Source organism: Pseudomonas sp. MT3, assembly GCF_054720805.1.
Genome location: NZ_JBTVPY010000018.1, coordinates 1 through 16,246, shown reverse-complemented (window position 1 = coordinate 16,246; position 16,246 = coordinate 1). Strand labels below are relative to the sequence as shown.

Sequence of the window (16,246 nt, the reverse complement as noted above, 5' to 3'; positions counted from 1 at the left end):
ACATGGATATCCGCTCCGAGCTGCAGATCCTTTCCAACTGGCCGGAAGCCCCTGAACCGCTGCTGAGCGTCGTGTGCCTGGCCTACAACCAGGTGAACTACATCGGCCGTACGCTGGATAGCTTCCTCGAGCAGGTCACCGACTTCCGCTTCGAGGTGCTGGTCAACGATGACGCCTCCACCGATGGCACCGCCGAGGTGATCGCCGACTACGCCGCGCGCTACCCGCACATCATCAAGCCGATCCTGCACAGGGAAAACCAGTACTCCAAGGGCCTGTCCCACGGCATCGCGACGTTCCGCAAGGCGCGCGGCCGCTACATCGCCTACTGCGAGGGCGACGATTTCTGGACCGATCCGCACAAGCTGCAGCTCCAGGTCGACTTCCTCGAGCGCAACCCGGACTACGTGATCACCTATCACGACGCCTACGTCTTCAACGAGGGTGGCGTGATCAAGCCGCGCCAGCTCACCGGTCGCTTCCGCCGTGACGCCAGCCGTCGGGAGCTGCAGCAGGCGCGGGCGATTTCCACCCTGACCGCCTGCTTCCGCAACGTCCTGGGCGAGATGCCCGAGGAGCTGCGCACTACCCGCATGGTGGACCTGTGCTGGTGGTCGCTGCTGGGCGCCTATGGCAAGGGCAAGTTCCTCGAACAGATCCGCCCCGCCGCCTACCGCCGGCACAAGGGCGGGATCTTCTCCATGCAGGCCGAGCGCGTGCAGCAGCAGATGACCCTGCACACCTACTACTGCCTGGCGCGCTACTACCAGCGCATCGGCGACCAGGCGCTCCACGAGTACTTCCTCGTCCAGGTTTGCCGCCTGTCGATGGCCGCGATTCCCGTGCCGCGCAAGATCGAGGCCTTCCTGCTGCTGGTCGGCAACCACGGCCTGAACCTGCTCAAGCGGCTGAACCCGATCCACGCGCGCTGAACCGCGTCACGTCACCGGAGGATGGATATCCATGAGCATCATGTCCCGCTCGTCCCTGGAGACTTTCCAGGACACCCGTATCGACGTGGCCGGCCTGCTGCGCCTGCTCTTCGACCACAAGCGAATGATCCTCGTCGTCACCGGACTGTTCGCGGTCCTGGGGCTGTTCTATGCGGTGGTCGCCACCCCGATCTACGTATCGGGGGCGATGATCCAGGTCGAGCAGAAGAAGAACGGCCTCAACGGCACCCCCGAGGTGATCAACCGTCCCGACTCGGTGTCCCTGGCGGCCACCGAGATCGAGCTGCTGAAGTCCCGCGCGGTGCTCGGCAAGGCGGTGGAGATCCTCAAGCTCTATATCGTTGCCAAGCCCAGGCATATGCCGTTGATAGGCGACTACCTGGCGCGGCGCTTCAAACCGAGCGCCGCGCAGCCGCTGGCCGCGCCGCTGTTCGGCATGGGCAGCTATGGCTGGGGCGGCGAGCAGATCAAGGTGTTCCAGCTGGAGGTGCCCGAGGACTATCTCGGCGAGCCGCTGACCCTGGTCGCCGAGGGCGGCAACGCCTATATCCTGCTCAATGCCGACGGTGAACAGCTGTTGCGCGGCGAGCTGAACAAGACCGTGATCGAGAAGGGCTTCACCATCGAGGTGGACCAACTGGTGGCGAATCCGGGTACCGAGTTCGTCCTCACCCGCGAGCGCCTGCTCAGCTCCACCCTGGCCTACCAGAAGCTGCTCAAGGTGGTGGAGGCCGGCAAGGATTCCGGGATCATCTACATGACCCTGGAAGACCCCAATCCGCTGCAGGCCGATCTCATCCTCGACAAGATCAGCCACCTCTACGTGCTGCAGAACGTCGAGCGCAGTTCCGCCGAAGCCTCCCAGCGCCTGCAGTTCCTGCGCTCGCAGCTGCCGATGGTGCGCATGGAGCTGGAACGCGCCGAGAGCGCCTACAACGCCTACCAGACCAGCGCCAAGTCCGCCGACATCAGCGTCGAGACCCGTGGCGTGCTGGACCAGGTGGTGACGATCGACAACCAGCTCTCCGAGCTCAAGCTCAAGCGCGCCGAGTACGACCGTCTCTACACTCCCAGCCACCCGGCCTACCAGGCGCTGATGAAGCAGATGGGCAGCCTGGAGGCCCGCAAGCAGGGGCTCCAGGGCCGCATCCAGAACCTGCCGGCCACCCAGCAGGAACTGCTGCGCCTCTCCCGCGACATGCGGGTCACCCAGCAGACCTACACCACCTTGCTGAACAAGGCCCAGGAGCAGGACATCCTGCGCGCCGGCACCATCGGCAACGTACGGGTGATCGACACCGCCCAGGCCAACGTCGAACAGCCCGCCAAGCCGATGCGCAAGGTCATCGTGCTGCTCGCCACCCTGCTTGGCTTCTGCGTCGCGCTGGGCATCCTGTTCCTGCGCCAGGCTTTCTACCGGGGCGTGGAGAATCCCGAGGCGATCGAACAGCTCGGTCTCTCGGTGCTCGCGGCGGTGCCGTATTCCCGCCAGCAGGAGCGCCTGGAAAGGGAGCGCAAGGGCGATATCGCCGCCCATACGCCCAAGCTGCTGGCCGCCGCCCATCCGGGCGACCTGGCCAACGAGGCGCTGCGCAGCCTGCGCACCAACCTGCATTTCGCCCTGCTCGAAGCGCGCAACAACGTGGTGATGCTCACCAGCCCTGCGCCCGGCGCAGGCAAGTCGTTCGTCTCCAGCAACCTGGCGGCGGTCATCGCCCAGTCCGGCCAGCGCACCCTGCTGATCGACGCCGACATGCGCAAGGGCTACCTGCACCGCGTCTTCGGCCTGACCCCGCGGCACGGCCTGTCCGATGCCCTGAGCAGCCATCGTCCGCTGAGCGAGGTGATCCTGCCGACCGAAGTGCCGGACCTGGACTTCATCTCCTGCGGTTTCGCCGCGCCGAACCCGTCGGAACTACTGATGCATGACAACTTCGCCCAGCTGCTGCGCGATGCCTCGGCGCTGTACGACCTGGTCATCATCGACACCCCGCCGGTGCTGGCGGTGACCGACGCGGCGCTGGTCGGCCGGCTGTGCGGCATCAGCCTGCTGGTGACCCGCTTCGGCCAGAGCCCGACCAGCGAGATCGACACCGCACGCCGCCGCCTGGGACAGAACGGCATCCACCTGCAGGGCGCGATCCTCAACGGGGTCAAGCGCAAGGCCTCGACGGCCGCCTACGACTACGGCGCCTACGCCTACCGCTACGACTCGCGAGATTGAGACGCGAACAAGGATGAACTCATGGCCCATATCGTCAGCCTGATGCAGCCGTACCTGTTCCCCTACCTGGGGTACTTCCAGCTGATCGCCGCCAGCAGCCTGTTCCTCCTGGGGGACAGCCTGCAGTACACGCGGCGTGGATGGATCAACCGCAACCGCCTGCTGGTCGGTGGCCAGCCCTGGTCCTTCAGCTTTCCGCTGGAGCAGGGCTCGCGCAGCCAGGCGATCAATGAGCGGTTGCTCAGCACGCAGATGCGCCCTACCAGCCAGCGTCTGCTGCACACCATCCGGCACGCCTACAGCCGGGCGCCGTGCTATCGCCAGGTGTTCCCGCTGGTGGAGGAAATCCTCGAGCACCCGGAGCGCAACCTGGCGCGCTTCGCCGAGCACTCGATCCGCCGCATCTGCCACTACATGGGCATCGACACACCGATCGAGCGGGTCTCCGAGCTGGACCTGGCTCCGGACATCGACCGCGACCGGCGCCTGATCGAGGCGGTGAGGCGCTCGGGCGGCGACGTCTACCTGAACCCGGAGGGCGGCCGTCACCTGTACTGCCCGGACCTCTTCCACACCCACGGCGTCGAGCTGCGCTTCCTGCGCATGGACGAGCTCAGCTACCGGCAGTTCGACGACAACTTCGTCCCCAGCCTGTCGATCATCGACGTGCTGATGTTCAACCCGCCGGATGAAATGCAGCGCCTGCTGGGGCGCTACAGCGTGGACCGTCCCGCACCGTCCCCGGGCAGCGCCCGACCCGGCGTCGAGGAGTACGAATCATGAGCCAAGCCGACCCGCTGCATCGCTGGTACCTGATCCAGACCAAGCCGCACCAGGAGCTGCGCGCCGAGGAAAACCTGACGCGCCAGGGCTTCGCCTGCTACCGGCCGGTGGTCGGGCAGGGTGCGCGGCCGCAGCCGCTGTTCCCCGGTTACCTGTTCATCCACCTGGATCAGCAGCACGACAACTGGTTCCCGATCCGCTCGACCCGCGGCGTGGCGCGCATCGTCAGCTTCGGTCCGCAGCCGCTGCCGGTGGCCGACGAACTGGTGGAGGACATCCGCCAGCGCCTGCGGGCGATGCCCGAGCGGCCGGCCAGCCGCTTCCAGCAAGGCCAGGCGGTACGGCTGCACTGCGCCGGGGATTGCGAAGTGGAGGCGATCTTCCTCTGCGACGACGGCGCCGAACGGGCGCTGATCCTGCTCAACCTGTTGCAGCGCGAACAGCGCGTGCGCGTTCCACTGAGCCGGCTCTCGGCGGCCGACGGGGACAGATGGCGGGCCTGAGCGCCCGGTAATCGACGAGGGAGATGCACCATCATGAGTGGATCGACTGTACTGGTGACGCTGACCTATGGCGACCGCCTGGAATACCTGGAGGAGTTGCTGGCCAGGGCCTTCCTGGAGCCGGACATTGGCCGCGCGATCATCGTCAGCAACGCCTCGGTGGCCGAACTGGACCGCTTGTTCAGGCTCTGGCACAACCGCGTCCAGGTGATCGAGCTGGACAGCAACACCGGCTCGGCCAACGGCTATTGCGTGGGCATCGCGGCCGCGCTGAAGACCGGCTGCGAGTACATCTGGCTGATGGACGACGACAACGCGCCGATGCCGGGCGCCTTCCCCCTGCTCAAGCAGCGCCTGCTCGACTGCATGCAACGCCACGGGGCGGACAAGACTGCGGTGCTGGGCTTCCGCCCGGAGCACCAGGCGGATGTCGTCGCCGGCGTGCCGACGCGCTTCATCGCGCCGCCGCGCTCCAGTTACTTCGGCTTCCACGTGCACCAGCTGCCGTACAAGCTCTGGCGCCGCACGCCCTGGGGCAAGCCGCACCCGCGTCCGGTGGAGCCGCTGCTGGAACTGCCGTTCGCCTATTACGGCGGACTGCTGGCGCATCGCAGCCTGATCGAGCGCATCGGCCTGCCGCGCCGCGAGCTGGTGCTCTATGCCGACGATACCGAATACACCTTCCGCATCAGCGCCACGGGCGGGCATCTCTACCTGGTGCCCGACGCCGGGCTGGATGACCTGGAGCGCTCGTGGAACCTCAAGCAGCGCACCTCCAACATCTACGAGACCTACCTGCTGGGCAGCTCGGACCTGCGCGCCTACTACGCCGCGCGCAACCAGGCCTGGTTCGACAAGAACCTGTGGGTCAGCTCGCCGCTGATGTACCGCTTCAACCGCTGGGTGTTCCTGCGCCTGCTGCACTTCTTCGCCCGGCGGCATGGCCGCGACGGACGCCTGCAACTGCTGCTGCGCGCCATTCGCGACGGTGAGGCCGGCGCGCTGGGCATGAGCCGGATGTATCCGCTATGAGACTCCTGTTCCTCAACACCCTCTATGCCCCGCACATCGGCGGCGGCGCGGAGGTGATGCTGCAGTCGATGGTCGAGGGCCTGCAGGCGCGCGGCCATGCGGTGCAGGTCCTGAGCACCGGCCCGGACGCCGGCCTGCGGAGCGACTCGCACAATGGCGTGCCGGTGCTGCGCGCCGGGATGCGCAACCTGTACTGGCCGTTCTCCGAGCAGCGCCAGGGCCCGCTGCGGCGGCTCGCCTGGCATGCCCTGGACCGTTACAACCGGGGCATGCGCGAGGTGCTGGCGCAGGTGCTGGCGCAGAGCGAGCCGGACCTGGTGGTGTGCCACAACCTGTCGGGCTGGTCCATCGCCGCCTGGGATGCGATCCGCGAGGCCGGGCTGCCCATCGTGCAGATCCTGCACGACCAGTACCTCACCTGCCCGCGCGGGATGCGCTTCAACAAGGGGCGGCATTGCCAGCGGCAGTGCGGTTCCTGTGCGCTGCTCAGGCGTTCCCATGCGGAGGCGTCGGCGCGGGTCGATGCGGTGGTCGGTGTCAGCCGCTACCAGTTGGCCGCCCTGGTCGAGGCGGGCTACTTCGCCCACAGCCAGCGCTATGTCGTCTACAACAGCGCGCCGTTCGCACCGGCACAGGGTGCGCCGGCCGCCGTGATGCCGCGTCGCCCGTTGCGCTTCGGCTTCATCGGTTCGCTGACCCCGAACAAGGGCGTGGAGTGGCTGATCGAGCAGTTCCAGAAACAGTCGCTGGACGCCTCGTTGCTGATCGCCGGGCGCGGCGAGGCGGCCTACGTGAATGCGCTGAAGTCCTCCGCCGACCCGCAGCGCGTGCACTTCGTCGGCTACCGCAAGTCCTCGGAGTTCTTCGCCGAGATCGACGTGGCCGTGGTGCCCAGCGTCGGCCCCGAATCCTTCGGCCTGGTGGCGCTGGAGGCCTGCGCCCATCGCCTGCCGGTGATCGTCTCGACCCGTGGCGGCCTCGTCGAGATCGTCCGCGACGGGCTCAACGGCCTGCACTGCGCACCCGAACGTCCCGACTCGCTGGGCGAGGCGATCCGCCGCCTGGCCCAGGACGCGCCGTTGCGCCAGCGCCTGGCCTCCCGCGCGCGGGACAGCGTGGCGTCGATGCTCAGCGTCGAGCGGATGCTCGACGAGTACGAAGCCATCCTGCGCCACACCCTGCTCAACCGTGGAGTCCGTCATGGATCTGCAATCGCCGTATCCACGCTTTGAGCCCTCGCGCGGGATCGCCTTCGACCGCTCGCTGCTGGCGCTGGCGGTGCTGGTGTCGCTGCTGCTGGTGGAGACGTTCAGCGGGGCGCTGCGTTTCTATGCCGACCAGGTCGGTCTGTCGGCGCTGGTCTACCTGCCGAAGGTGGCCTGCGTGATCGCGGTGGGCTGGGAGCTGTTCACCCGTCCGCAGCAGCGCGGCCTGTGGTTGCTGCTGGTGCTGGCGGCCGCCTCGCTGATGCTCGGGCGGTTGCACGGCGCCCAGTGGCAGGCCGGGGCGTTCAGCGTGTTCATCTACGCGCCGCTGTTGTTCGGCCTGCTCTGCGGACCCTACCTGGAGATGCACCGCAAGGCGGTAGGCTGGGCCATCGTCTTCTGTCTCGTCGCCTCGCTGGCGGGCATCGTGCTGGACATCCTCGGCAACGTGCCGTGGAAGGGATACACCTACTCGATGGGCGGGGTCGAGATCAGCGGCAACCGCGCCTGGAGCGCCTACGGACTGGATCGCATCGCCGGCTTCTCACGGATGTCGTCGAGCCTGGCGATCATGCTGTCGATCTTCAGCCTGTACCTGGGCTCGTTCCGGCTACCGTTGCTGGTGCGCGGGCTGATCTACCTGGTGGCGCTGGCGGGGATCGTCCTGACCACCAACAAATCCTCCGCCGTCGCCTTCGTCATCGCCCTGCTGGTGATGAGCGTCGCCCGCAATCGCCTGCTGTTCCTGCTGGCCGCCCTCGTGGTGGTGCTCGGCGCGCTGGCGCTGCCGCTCTATGGCCTGTTCGGGGGCATCGAGCCGTACCTGGCCAGCTCCAGCGGCGACAACCTGATCGGCTCGATGGTGGATCGCCTGGTCAACACCTGGCCGAGCCTGATCAAGGTGATGGAATACAACGGTTGGACCGTCACCGGCGCCGGGCTGGGGATGACCGGAAGCGCCTACGGGGCGTACCCGGTGTTCGGCGTCGAGCAACTGGCGGTGGCGGACAACTCGCTGCTGTACCTCTGGCTGCTGTTCGGCGTCGCCGGCGTCGCGCTCTATGCGCTGGCGGTACCGATGCTGATGCGCCTGCAGCGCCAGCCGGGCAGCGAGGCGCGCGCGCTGCTGGGCATCGCCTACTGCACCCTGCTGGTCGGCTGGACCAGCGACGTGCTGGAGGCGCAGGTGCCCAGCCTGTTCCTCGGCCTGGCGATCGGCCGGGCGCTGCGTCTGCCGGATGAGCTGGCCACGCCGCCGGCGCCGCAGGCCTGGCGCCTGCAAGGCAAGGGACGGCTGCTGAGCCTGCTGCTGGGCGGGGCACTGTTGTTCGCCGGAGCAGGGCAGGCGCCCCAGGCGCTGGCCAGCCAGACGCCGGCGGCCGGACAGGACGCGCCGGAATTCATCGTCGGCGCCAGCACGCACCAGAACCTCCGTCCGGGCAACCGCGACGGCATCAACCGCCTGGCGCAACGGGCCGGCATCCTGTCGTTCCGCGACGACGCCTTCTGGTCCAGCGTCGAGCGCGAGGCCAACGTGCTGTCCATCGACGCCAGCTGGCGCGCGCAACTGCGCAGCACCCGCAGCCTGGGTATCAGCACCCTGCTGATCCTCGGCCTGGAGAATCAGTTCCACGGCAACGCCAAGCCGCGCGACGAGGCCTCCCGCGCCGCCTTCCTGCGCTATGTGCGCTACGTGGTGCGCAGCTTCAAGGGGCAGGTGGCGATCTACGAGGTGTGGAACGAGTGGGATGTGGAAAACCCCACCGACAAGGCATTCAGCGACGACTACCTGACCCTGGTCCGCGCCACCGCCCAGGCGATCCGCGAGGAGGACCCGCAGGCCAAGGTGATCGCCGGCGCGGTGACCCTGCGCGGCATCCGCCAGGGCTTCGCCGAGCGCCTGGTCGCCGGTGGGCTGCTGGACGTGGCCGACGGCCTGTCCCTGCACCCGTCGGTGTATTGCGAGGGCGAGCTGGCGACGCCGGAGAACTGGCTGGCGTGGTTCAAGGGCGTCAACCAGACGCTCGAACGCGCCGCCGGCAAGCCGGTGCCGCTGTACTTCACCGAGTTCAGCTGGCCGGCCCATGACGGCGCCTGCGGGATCAGCCGCGAACGCCAGGCGGCCTACCTGGCGCGCGCCTACTTCCTGTTGCGCAGCCTGCCGAACGTGAAGGGCTCCTGGTGGTACGACCTGGTGGACGACGGCATCGACCGCCGCGACATGGAGCACAACTTCGGCCTGCTCACCGCCGACGGCCAGCCCAAGCCGGCCTACCACGCGATGACCAGCGTGGCCGCGATCATCGGCCACTACCGCTTCGCCGGCCGGGTGCCCAACGATGACCCGAACGTCTATCTGCTGCGTTTCGCCAAGGCCGACGACGAAATCCTGGTGGCCTGGACCCTGGGCCGCGAGCAGAGCCTGAAGATCACCAGCCAGCCGGGCAGTTCCGACACCCTCTGGCGCCTGCGCGACTTCGACGGCGTGAGCACCGGCCAGGGCGAGAAAGTGCCCTGGGACTGCCCCTCGGGCGGTGGTGCGTGCCAGGCCAGCATCCGTATCGATAACGCTCCGACGCTGCTGCGCAGCGCCCCGGGCTACCAGCTGTCGCTGCGTTGAGCACAACGCGACGACTCGCCGAGAGGACTTCCATGATCGTGATCAACGGGCGTTTCCTGTCCCAGGAAATCAGCGGCGTGCAACGCTTCGCCGAGCAGATCTCGCTGTCGCTGGCGCGCCTGCGCGGCGATGTGCGCTTCGTCGCGCCACCCGGCCCGCTGCCGCGGGAGGAGATCGCCCAGCGCCTGAACGTCGAGCGCATCGGGCGTCACCGCGGGCACCTGTGGGAGCAGGTCGACCTGCCGCTGTGGCTGGCGCGCAACGGCCGGCCGCTGCTGGTGTCGCTGTGCAATACCGCGCCGCTGGCCTACGGCCGGCAGTTGGCGACGCACCACGACATCGCCTATGTGCGCCATCCCGAGAGCTTTTCCTGGCGCTTCCGCGCGCTGTACCGGACGCTGACCCCGCTGATGCTGCGGCGGGTGCTGGCGCTGGTCAGCGTCAGCGAGTTCTCCCGCCGGGAGATCGCCGCGCACTACCGCTTCCCCGCCGAGCGCATCCATGTGATCGGCAACGCGGTCTCCGCCGCGTTCTGTCCCGGCCCCGTGGCCACGGGCGGTCGACCCTATCTGCTGGCGGTGTCCTCGCCGGCGGCGCACAAGAATTTCGCCCGGATGATCGAGGCGTTCGACCTGCTGCGGGACCTGGACGTCGACCTGCATATCGTCGGCTCGGCCAGCCGCAGCTTCGTCGATTACCGGCTGCAGTCCAGCGAACAGCACGAACGCGTGCGCTGGCTGGGGCGCATCGACGATCGCCGGCTGATCGAGGAGTACCGCGGCGCGGCGGCCTTCGTCTTCCCCTCGCTCTACGAAGGCTTCGGCATACCGCCGCTGGAGGCGCAGGCCTGCGGCTGCCCGGTGATCGCCGCCCGCAGCGCCTCGATACCCGAGGTGCTGGGCAACTCGGCGCTGTATTTCGACCCCGTCGATACGCAGGCCCTGGCCACGGCGATGCGCCGCGTGCTGCGGGACGCGAAGTTGCGCGGCGGCCTGCGCAACGCCGGGTTGGAGAACGTCCTGCGCTACTCCTGGGACCTTTCCGCGCTGCGTCTTTCCAGCCTGATCGACTCCTTTCTAGCCGAAGGCGCGGACTGTCTGCCGCGCTTCAACTCGCTCGAATAGCCCGGTTCCGGGCGATTCCGCCAAGGAGGCAATTGCCATGAAAGGCATCATCCTCGCCGGAGGCTCCGGCACCCGCCTGCATCCCATTACCCTGGGGGTGTCCAAGCAACTGCTGCCGATCTACGACAAGCCGATGGTGTATTACCCGCTGTCGGTGCTGATGCTCGCCGGCATCGACGACATCCTGTTGATCTGCGCGCCCGCCGACCTGGCCAACTTCCGCGCGCTGCTCGGCGACGGCGAACGTTTCGGTGTGCACCTGCAGTACGCGGTGCAGCCTTCGCCGGACGGCCTGGCCCAGGCCTTCCTGATCGGCGCGGAGTTCATCGGCGACGACTCGGTGTGCCTGGTGCTGGGCGACAATATCTTCTACGGCCAGAGCTTCACCCAGACCCTGCGCGAGGCCGCCTCGCGCGAGCGCGGCGCCACGGTGTTCGGCTACCAGGTGGCCGACCCCGGGCGCTTCGGCGTGGTGGAGTTCGACGACGACGGCAACGTGCTCTCCATCGAGGAGAAGCCACGGCTGCCACGCTCCAACTACGCGGTCACGGGCCTGTACTTCTACGACAACCGGGTGCTGGAGATGGCCCGGCAGATCCGCCCCTCGGCGCGTGGCGAGCTGGAAATCACCGACATCAACAATGCCTACCTGGCGCTCGGCGAGCTGCGCGTGAGCCTGCTGGGGCGCGGCTTCGCCTGGCTGGACACCGGGACCCACGAATCGCTGATGGAGGCCGGTCACTTCGTCCAGACCATCGAGGCGCGGCAGGGGCTGAAGGTCGCCTGCCTGGAGGAAATCGCCTTCCAGCAGGGCTGGCTTTCCACCGAGGGCCTGGCCTTGCAGGCCGAGCGCCTGGGCAAGACCGGCTATGGCCGCTACCTGCAGCAACTGCTGCTGGATGCCCGCCCTTGAACCCGCTCGCCGCCGCCCTGGCCGGTCGGCCGTGGCGGCGCGTCATCGATCCGTCTGCCTTGAGTGGCAGCGGCGCCGGGATGGGCGCCGAGTGTTGTGAGGTTTTCCATGTCCATTCGATCGAAGGGAATACTGCGGGCCAACCAGTCACTCCTGGCGCTGGCTCACCGTCTGCTCGATCTGCTGGTCATCGTCCTCTCCGGGGCGATTCTCCTGAGTGACGGCAGCGGTCTGCCGGATTCCCGTGCCTGGGTGTCGGTGCTGCTGTGCGTGATGCTGTTCCACTGGCTGGGCGAGCTCAACCGGCTCTACGGTTCCTGGCGCGGCGAATCGATGCTGCGCGAGTCGCTGATCGTCACCAGCTACTGGTCGCTGACGTTCTTCGCCGTGCTGCTGCTGGACGTGGCCGTGCGCCACGGCATCGTCATCGACGCCTCCCGCTTCGTCTGGTTCGCCGTTGCGCTGCTGGTGATGTGTGCGTACCGCCTGCTGTTGCGCATCCTCCTGCGCCTGGCGCGCCGGCATGGTTTCAACAGCCGCAATGTCGCCATCTACGGCACCGGGGAAGTCGGCGCGCACCTGGCCTCGACCATCCTCGATGCACCGTGGATGGGGTTGCGCCTGGTCGGTTTCTACGACGACCGGCCGCAGCAGATGGCGTTGGATACGCGGGTGGCGGTCAAGGGCGGGCGCCTGGCGCTGATCGAGGCGGCGCGCAGCGGACAGATCGACAAGGTCTACCTGACCCTGCCGCTCTCCCGCGAGCCGCTGCTCAACGAACTGATTCGCGAACTCTCCGACACCACGGTGTCGGTCTACCTGATTCCCGACCTGTTCATGTTCGACCTGCTGCACGCGCGCAGCGAGAGCATCAACGGCCTGGAAACCATCAGCATCTTCGACACCCCTATGGACGGGCCCAACGCAGTGCTCAAGCGCATCGAGGACGTGGTCCTCGCCTCGCTGATCCTGCTGCTGGTGTCGGTGCCAATGCTGCTGATCGCTGTGGCGGTGAAGCTCACCTCGCGCGGCCCGGTGCTGTTCCGCCAGACCCGCTACGGGATGGATGGCCGGCCGATCCGCGTGTGGAAGTTTCGCAGCATGACCGTCATGGAGGACGGTGCGCAGGTGATCCAGGCCTCGCGCAACGACTGCCGCGTCACCCGCCTGGGCGCGTTCCTGCGACGCTCCTCGCTGGATGAGCTGCCGCAGTTCTTCAACGTCCTGCGCGGCGACATGTCGGTGGTAGGGCCCCGGCCCCATGCGGTCGCGCACAACGAGCAATACCGCCGTCAGGTCAGTCGCTACATGCTGCGCCACAAGGTCAAGCCCGGTATCACCGGGTGGGCCCAGGTCAACGGCTGGCGTGGCGAGACCGACACCCTGGAAAAGATGCAGAAACGCATCGAGTTCGATCTGGACTACATCGAGAACTGGTCCGTCTGGTGGGACCTGAAGATCGTTGGGCTGACCCTGTTCAAAGGGTTCGTCCACCGTAACGCGTTCTGAGTCAGTCCCCCTACCAACACCCTGCTTCAAGGAAGGATCGCCATGAAAACTCTGTTCGTGATCGGTCTTGTTGTCGGCAGTCTGACGCTACAAGGCTGTGTGTTCTCCCCCGGTCAGCACATGACGGATTCCGATATAGAAAAAGAGGCGCAGAAAGAGGGCATGCGCATCACCCTCGTCCCCATCACGCCGCAAGTGCTGCAAAGCCAGGAAATGGCCCGCGGCAATGATCCGGGGCTGCCGGCGGAGCTGCTGTCGTACCGGCCGCAGCAGGGCGAATACGTGATCGGCGCGGGGGACGTCCTGCTGGTCACCGTCTGGGACCACCCGGAACTGACCAGCCCCGGCTCGACGCAGCAGATGGAAGCCAACGGCCGCGTGGTCGGCGCCGACGGCAACATCTTCTTCCCCTACGCCGGCACCGTGGCGGCGGAAGGCCGGACGCCCACGATGCTGCGCGGCGAACTGGCCCGCCGACTGGCCAGGAAGGGCATCGTCGACCCGCAGGTGGACGTCACCGTGCTGCGTTATGCGAGCCAGCACGTGGTGATGTCCGGGGCCTTCCAGAACGGCGGCCAGATGGAGCTGAACAACACGCCGACGACGCTGGTGCAGGCCGTGAGCAAGGCCGGCGTGATCGCCGGCGAGGCCGACCTGTCGGGGCTGACGCTCAGGCGCGGTGGGCGTGAGTACCTGATCGACGTCGATGCGCTCAACCGCACCGGTTCCACCCTGAGCGGCATCTACCTGAAGAGCGGCGACCAGATCCACCTGCCCTACAACGATCGCAAGAAGGTCTACGTGGTGGGCGAGGTCGAGCGTCCGCAAGTGGTGACCTACCGCACCACCGGCCTGACGCTGCTGGAAGTGTTGGGCAGCGCGGGCGGCCTCAGCCCGGAAACCTCCGACGGCGACTCGGTCTACGTGATCCGCGCCGGCCAGTTGCAGCCGAGCGCCAACGGCGCCCAGGCCGCCGTCACGGCACAGGTCTTCCACCTGGAAGCGAAGCGGCCCACGGCCTTCGCCCTGGCGCGCGACTTCGCCATGCAGCCGCAGGACGTGGTGTTCATCGGGCCGGCCAACATTACCCGTTGGAACCGCTTCATCAGCCAACTGCTGCCGTCGGCGTCCTTCATCGGCACCAGTTCGGCGGTGGGAAATAACTGACCGGGACCGTCCACCCCGCGGTTCCGTCTTTTCTTGGGCATCCCCTAGCAATGCCCATAACCCGTCAGCGTTGCAGCGTTGGCGGGTTTCTTTTTTTCTGCCATAGGGTATCCCGCCTATTGGCGTGGGAATCCGGCTATGCGCTGTTTCGCGCTTTCCCTCTATTTCGTACTGATTCGAGGTACCTCGTCCGAGGAGCAGCCTCGGGCGGAGCCTCGTGGTAACATATATTCCATACGGATATTACGTTCTAATAATTAATTCTTTTTTGATTTATAGAGCATCTCTTATCGTGACCCCAGCGCTGCCGCGAGGACGGTTGGCCAGTGCGGTTGGGGTGGCGGTTATCCGCCAGCGGAACCAAGGTTCGTGGCGGTTTCCCGCTGATGTGTCCGAGGGAATGGGTCGGCCGGCAAGCCTGAAAGGCTGAGCTGGCGGGGGATCGGGCAGGCGAGGCCGGTTGGCCTGGGGATTGCCTAGCCAGTGGTGCATGCCCTGTGCAGCGCCACAACAACAAGACACGAGACCCGATCCATGCACTCCCTTCCTTCTTCCGCCTTCCCGCCTGCTTGCCTGCGCGTCACCCCTGCCTAGGGGAGCGCTGAAAACCTGTGAATACCGCAGCCGCGCGCATCCGTACGCGCCGTGGCCGCTGCTTGCCGTTCGGGCGGGCTCCGGGGGAGCCGACTGTTGCGCTGAATGGCCTGTTTTCAAGATCAATAAAATGGGGAAATTCCAATGAAAAGCCGCACTCTCACACAATCGAGCCTGGCGCTCGCCATCGCTGCCGCAGGCCTGGCCCAGTCGGCCGTCGCCGGCGGGTTCATCGAGGACAGCAAGGCCAGCCTCACCCTGCGCAACTTCTACATCAACACCGATAACCGCAACGGCAGCAACGAGCCGAGCAAGCAGGAAGAGTGGGGCCAGGGCTTCCTGCTCAACTACACCTCCGGCTTCACCGAAGGCACCGTGGGCTTCGGCGTCGACGCGCTGGGCCTGCTCGGGGTTCGCCTCGACAGTGGCAAGGGCACACATTACAACCCGAGCAGCTCGAACTTTTCCGGGACTGTCTTCCCCACCGACAGCGATGGCCGTGCGGTGGACGATTTCGCCCACCTGGGCGCCACCGGCAAGGTGAAGGTGTCCTCCACCGAGCTGCGCTACGGCACCCTCCTGCCGAAGCTGCCGGTGGTCACCTACAACGACGGCCGCCTGCTGCCGCAGACCTTCGACGGCGGCCAGATCACCTCCAACGAGATCAAGGACCTGACCCTGATCGGCGGCCAGCTGGAACACACGAAGGGCCGCAGCTCCAGCAACAACGAGGGGCTGTCCATCGCCGGCGCCAACAACGCCCGCACCGGCGAGTTCGTCAACAAGTTCTACTACGGCGGCGCCGACTACAAGCTGACCAAGGACCTGACGCTGCAGTACTACTACGGCAACCTGCAGGACTTCTACAAACAGCACTTCCTCGGCCTGCAGCACAGCTGGGCGATCGGCCCGGGCGTGCTCAAGAGCGACCTGCGCTACTTCCACAGCAGCGACGACGGCAAGAACGGCCACGACAAGAACTTCTACACCACCGGCTACTACGGCAGCGGCGTGACCAAGGGCGAGGTCGACAACCGCGCCTGGAGCGGCCTGTTCACCTACACCGTGAGCGGCCACAGTTTCGGCGCCGGCTACCAGCAGCTCAGCGGCGACAGCGACTTCCCGTTCATCAACAACGGTGACGGCGCCACGGCCTACCTGATCACCGACGTGCAGATCGGCAAGTTCCTGCGCGCCGGCGAGCGCACCTGGCAGGTCCGCTACGGCTACGACTTCGCCCAGTCCGGCCTGCCGGGCCTGACCTTCCAGACCCTGTACCTGCGCGGCGACAACATCGACACCGCGTATGGCGACAAGAGCGAGTGGGAGCGTGACATCTCCCTGGCCTACGTGATCCCGGACGGCACCTTCAAGGGCCTGGGCTTCACCTGGAAGAACGCTGCCCTGCGCAGTGGCCTGCCGACCAGCGGCACGGGCACCGCGACCCAGCGCGACCAGGACGAGAACCGCCTGATCGTCAGCTACACCATCCCGCTGCTGTAAGTCTGGCGGGCTCTCCGAAAGCCGCCGTCCTCGCAAGAGGCGGCGGTTTTTTTCTTGGGCGCCGGCTGCTTTTCGTAGGAGATTCTATGTCTACCCCGCCGTATCGGCCGCAGGCC

At 66.8% G+C, this 16,246-nt stretch carries 12 protein-coding genes; all 12 read left to right on the top strand.

What is annotated here, in order from left to right:
- Positions 1 to 2 precede the first annotated feature (2 nt).
- Positions 3 to 932, top strand: coding sequence for a glycosyltransferase family 2 protein (locus tag ACYCAX_RS18420; RefSeq protein WP_015479479.1), 930 nt, complete (start codon positions 3 to 5; stop codon positions 930 to 932).
- 31 nt (positions 933 to 963) lie between these two features.
- The gene (locus tag ACYCAX_RS18415) at positions 964 to 3,177 is read left to right on the top strand and encodes a polysaccharide biosynthesis tyrosine autokinase (protein WP_460248555.1); all 2,214 of its coding nucleotides are present in this window, start codon (positions 964 to 966) and stop codon (positions 3,175 to 3,177) included.
- Positions 3,178 to 3,198: 21 nt separating this feature from the next.
- Positions 3,199 to 3,960 (top strand): WbqC family protein, encoded by a 762-nt coding sequence (locus tag ACYCAX_RS18410; protein WP_294972017.1) that lies wholly within the window; start codon positions 3,199 to 3,201, stop codon positions 3,958 to 3,960.
- Entirely contained in the window at positions 3,957 to 4,463 is a 507-nt protein-coding gene (gene rfaH / locus ACYCAX_RS18405) for a transcription/translation regulatory transformer protein RfaH (RefSeq protein WP_015479476.1), read from the top strand. Before ACYCAX_RS18410 ends, rfaH begins: the two co-directional genes overlap by 4 nt.
- 33 nt (positions 4,464 to 4,496) lie before the next feature.
- Entirely contained in the window at positions 4,497 to 5,495 is a 999-nt protein-coding gene (locus tag ACYCAX_RS18400) for a glycosyltransferase (protein WP_015479475.1), read from the top strand.
- Entirely contained in the window at positions 5,492 to 6,727 is a 1,236-nt protein-coding gene (locus ACYCAX_RS18395; RefSeq protein ID WP_015479474.1) for a glycosyltransferase family 4 protein, read from the top strand. Before ACYCAX_RS18400 ends, ACYCAX_RS18395 begins: the two co-directional genes overlap by 4 nt.
- Entirely contained in the window at positions 6,696 to 9,320 is a 2,625-nt protein-coding gene (locus tag ACYCAX_RS18390; protein WP_460248554.1) for a GH39 family glycosyl hydrolase, read from the top strand. The genes ACYCAX_RS18395 and ACYCAX_RS18390 overlap by 32 nt, the downstream gene beginning before the upstream one ends.
- A gap of 32 nt (positions 9,321 to 9,352) precedes the next feature.
- Complete coding sequence (locus ACYCAX_RS18385; protein WP_294972005.1) at positions 9,353 to 10,444, top strand: glycosyltransferase family 4 protein; 1,092 nt, start codon at positions 9,353 to 9,355, stop codon at positions 10,442 to 10,444.
- Between the two features lie 37 nt (positions 10,445 to 10,481).
- Positions 10,482 to 11,357, top strand: a complete 876-nt coding sequence (rfbA, locus tag ACYCAX_RS18380) for a glucose-1-phosphate thymidylyltransferase RfbA (RefSeq protein WP_294972002.1) — start codon at positions 10,482 to 10,484, stop codon at positions 11,355 to 11,357.
- 108 nt (positions 11,358 to 11,465) lie between these two features.
- Entirely contained in the window at positions 11,466 to 12,866 is a 1,401-nt protein-coding gene (locus ACYCAX_RS18375; RefSeq protein WP_015479470.1) for an undecaprenyl-phosphate glucose phosphotransferase, read from the top strand.
- A 42-nt stretch (positions 12,867 to 12,908) separates the two neighbouring features.
- Positions 12,909 to 14,033 carry a polysaccharide biosynthesis/export family protein gene (locus tag ACYCAX_RS18370; protein ID WP_294971997.1) on the top strand — a complete coding sequence of 375 codons (1,125 nt, stop codon included), beginning with the start codon at positions 12,909 to 12,911 and terminating at the stop codon, positions 14,031 to 14,033.
- Positions 14,034 to 14,771: 738 nt separating this feature from the next.
- Positions 14,772 to 16,130, top strand: coding sequence for an OprD family porin (locus tag ACYCAX_RS18365; protein WP_015479468.1), 1,359 nt, complete (start codon positions 14,772 to 14,774; stop codon positions 16,128 to 16,130).
- Positions 16,131 to 16,246: the final 116 nt, after the last annotated feature.

Excerpts from the sequence above, each read along its gene's own strand:
- rfbA (WP_294972002.1), top strand. The coding sequence starts at position 10,482 with ATGAAAGGCATCATCCTCGCCGGAGGCTCCGGCACCCGCCTGCATCCC.
- ACYCAX_RS18415 (WP_460248555.1), top strand. The coding sequence starts at position 964 with ATGAGCATCATGTCCCGCTCGTCCCTGGAGACTTTCCAGGACACCCGT.
- ACYCAX_RS18375 (WP_015479470.1), top strand. The coding sequence starts at position 11,466 with ATGTCCATTCGATCGAAGGGAATACTGCGGGCCAACCAGTCACTCCTG.
- rfaH (WP_015479476.1), top strand. The coding sequence starts at position 3,957 with ATGAGCCAAGCCGACCCGCTGCATCGCTGGTACCTGATCCAGACCAAG.
- ACYCAX_RS18370 (WP_294971997.1), top strand. The coding sequence starts at position 12,909 with ATGAAAACTCTGTTCGTGATCGGTCTTGTTGTCGGCAGTCTGACGCTA.
- ACYCAX_RS18410 (WP_294972017.1), top strand. The coding sequence starts at position 3,199 with ATGGCCCATATCGTCAGCCTGATGCAGCCGTACCTGTTCCCCTACCTG.
- ACYCAX_RS18395 (WP_015479474.1), top strand. The coding sequence starts at position 5,492 with ATGAGACTCCTGTTCCTCAACACCCTCTATGCCCCGCACATCGGCGGC.
- ACYCAX_RS18400 (WP_015479475.1), top strand. The coding sequence starts at position 4,497 with ATGAGTGGATCGACTGTACTGGTGACGCTGACCTATGGCGACCGCCTG.
- ACYCAX_RS18420 (WP_015479479.1), top strand. The coding sequence starts at position 3 with ATGGATATCCGCTCCGAGCTGCAGATCCTTTCCAACTGGCCGGAAGCC.
- ACYCAX_RS18365 (WP_015479468.1), top strand. The coding sequence starts at position 14,772 with ATGAAAAGCCGCACTCTCACACAATCGAGCCTGGCGCTCGCCATCGCT.
- ACYCAX_RS18390 (WP_460248554.1), top strand. The coding sequence starts at position 6,696 with ATGGATCTGCAATCGCCGTATCCACGCTTTGAGCCCTCGCGCGGGATC.
- ACYCAX_RS18385 (WP_294972005.1), top strand. The coding sequence starts at position 9,353 with ATGATCGTGATCAACGGGCGTTTCCTGTCCCAGGAAATCAGCGGCGTG.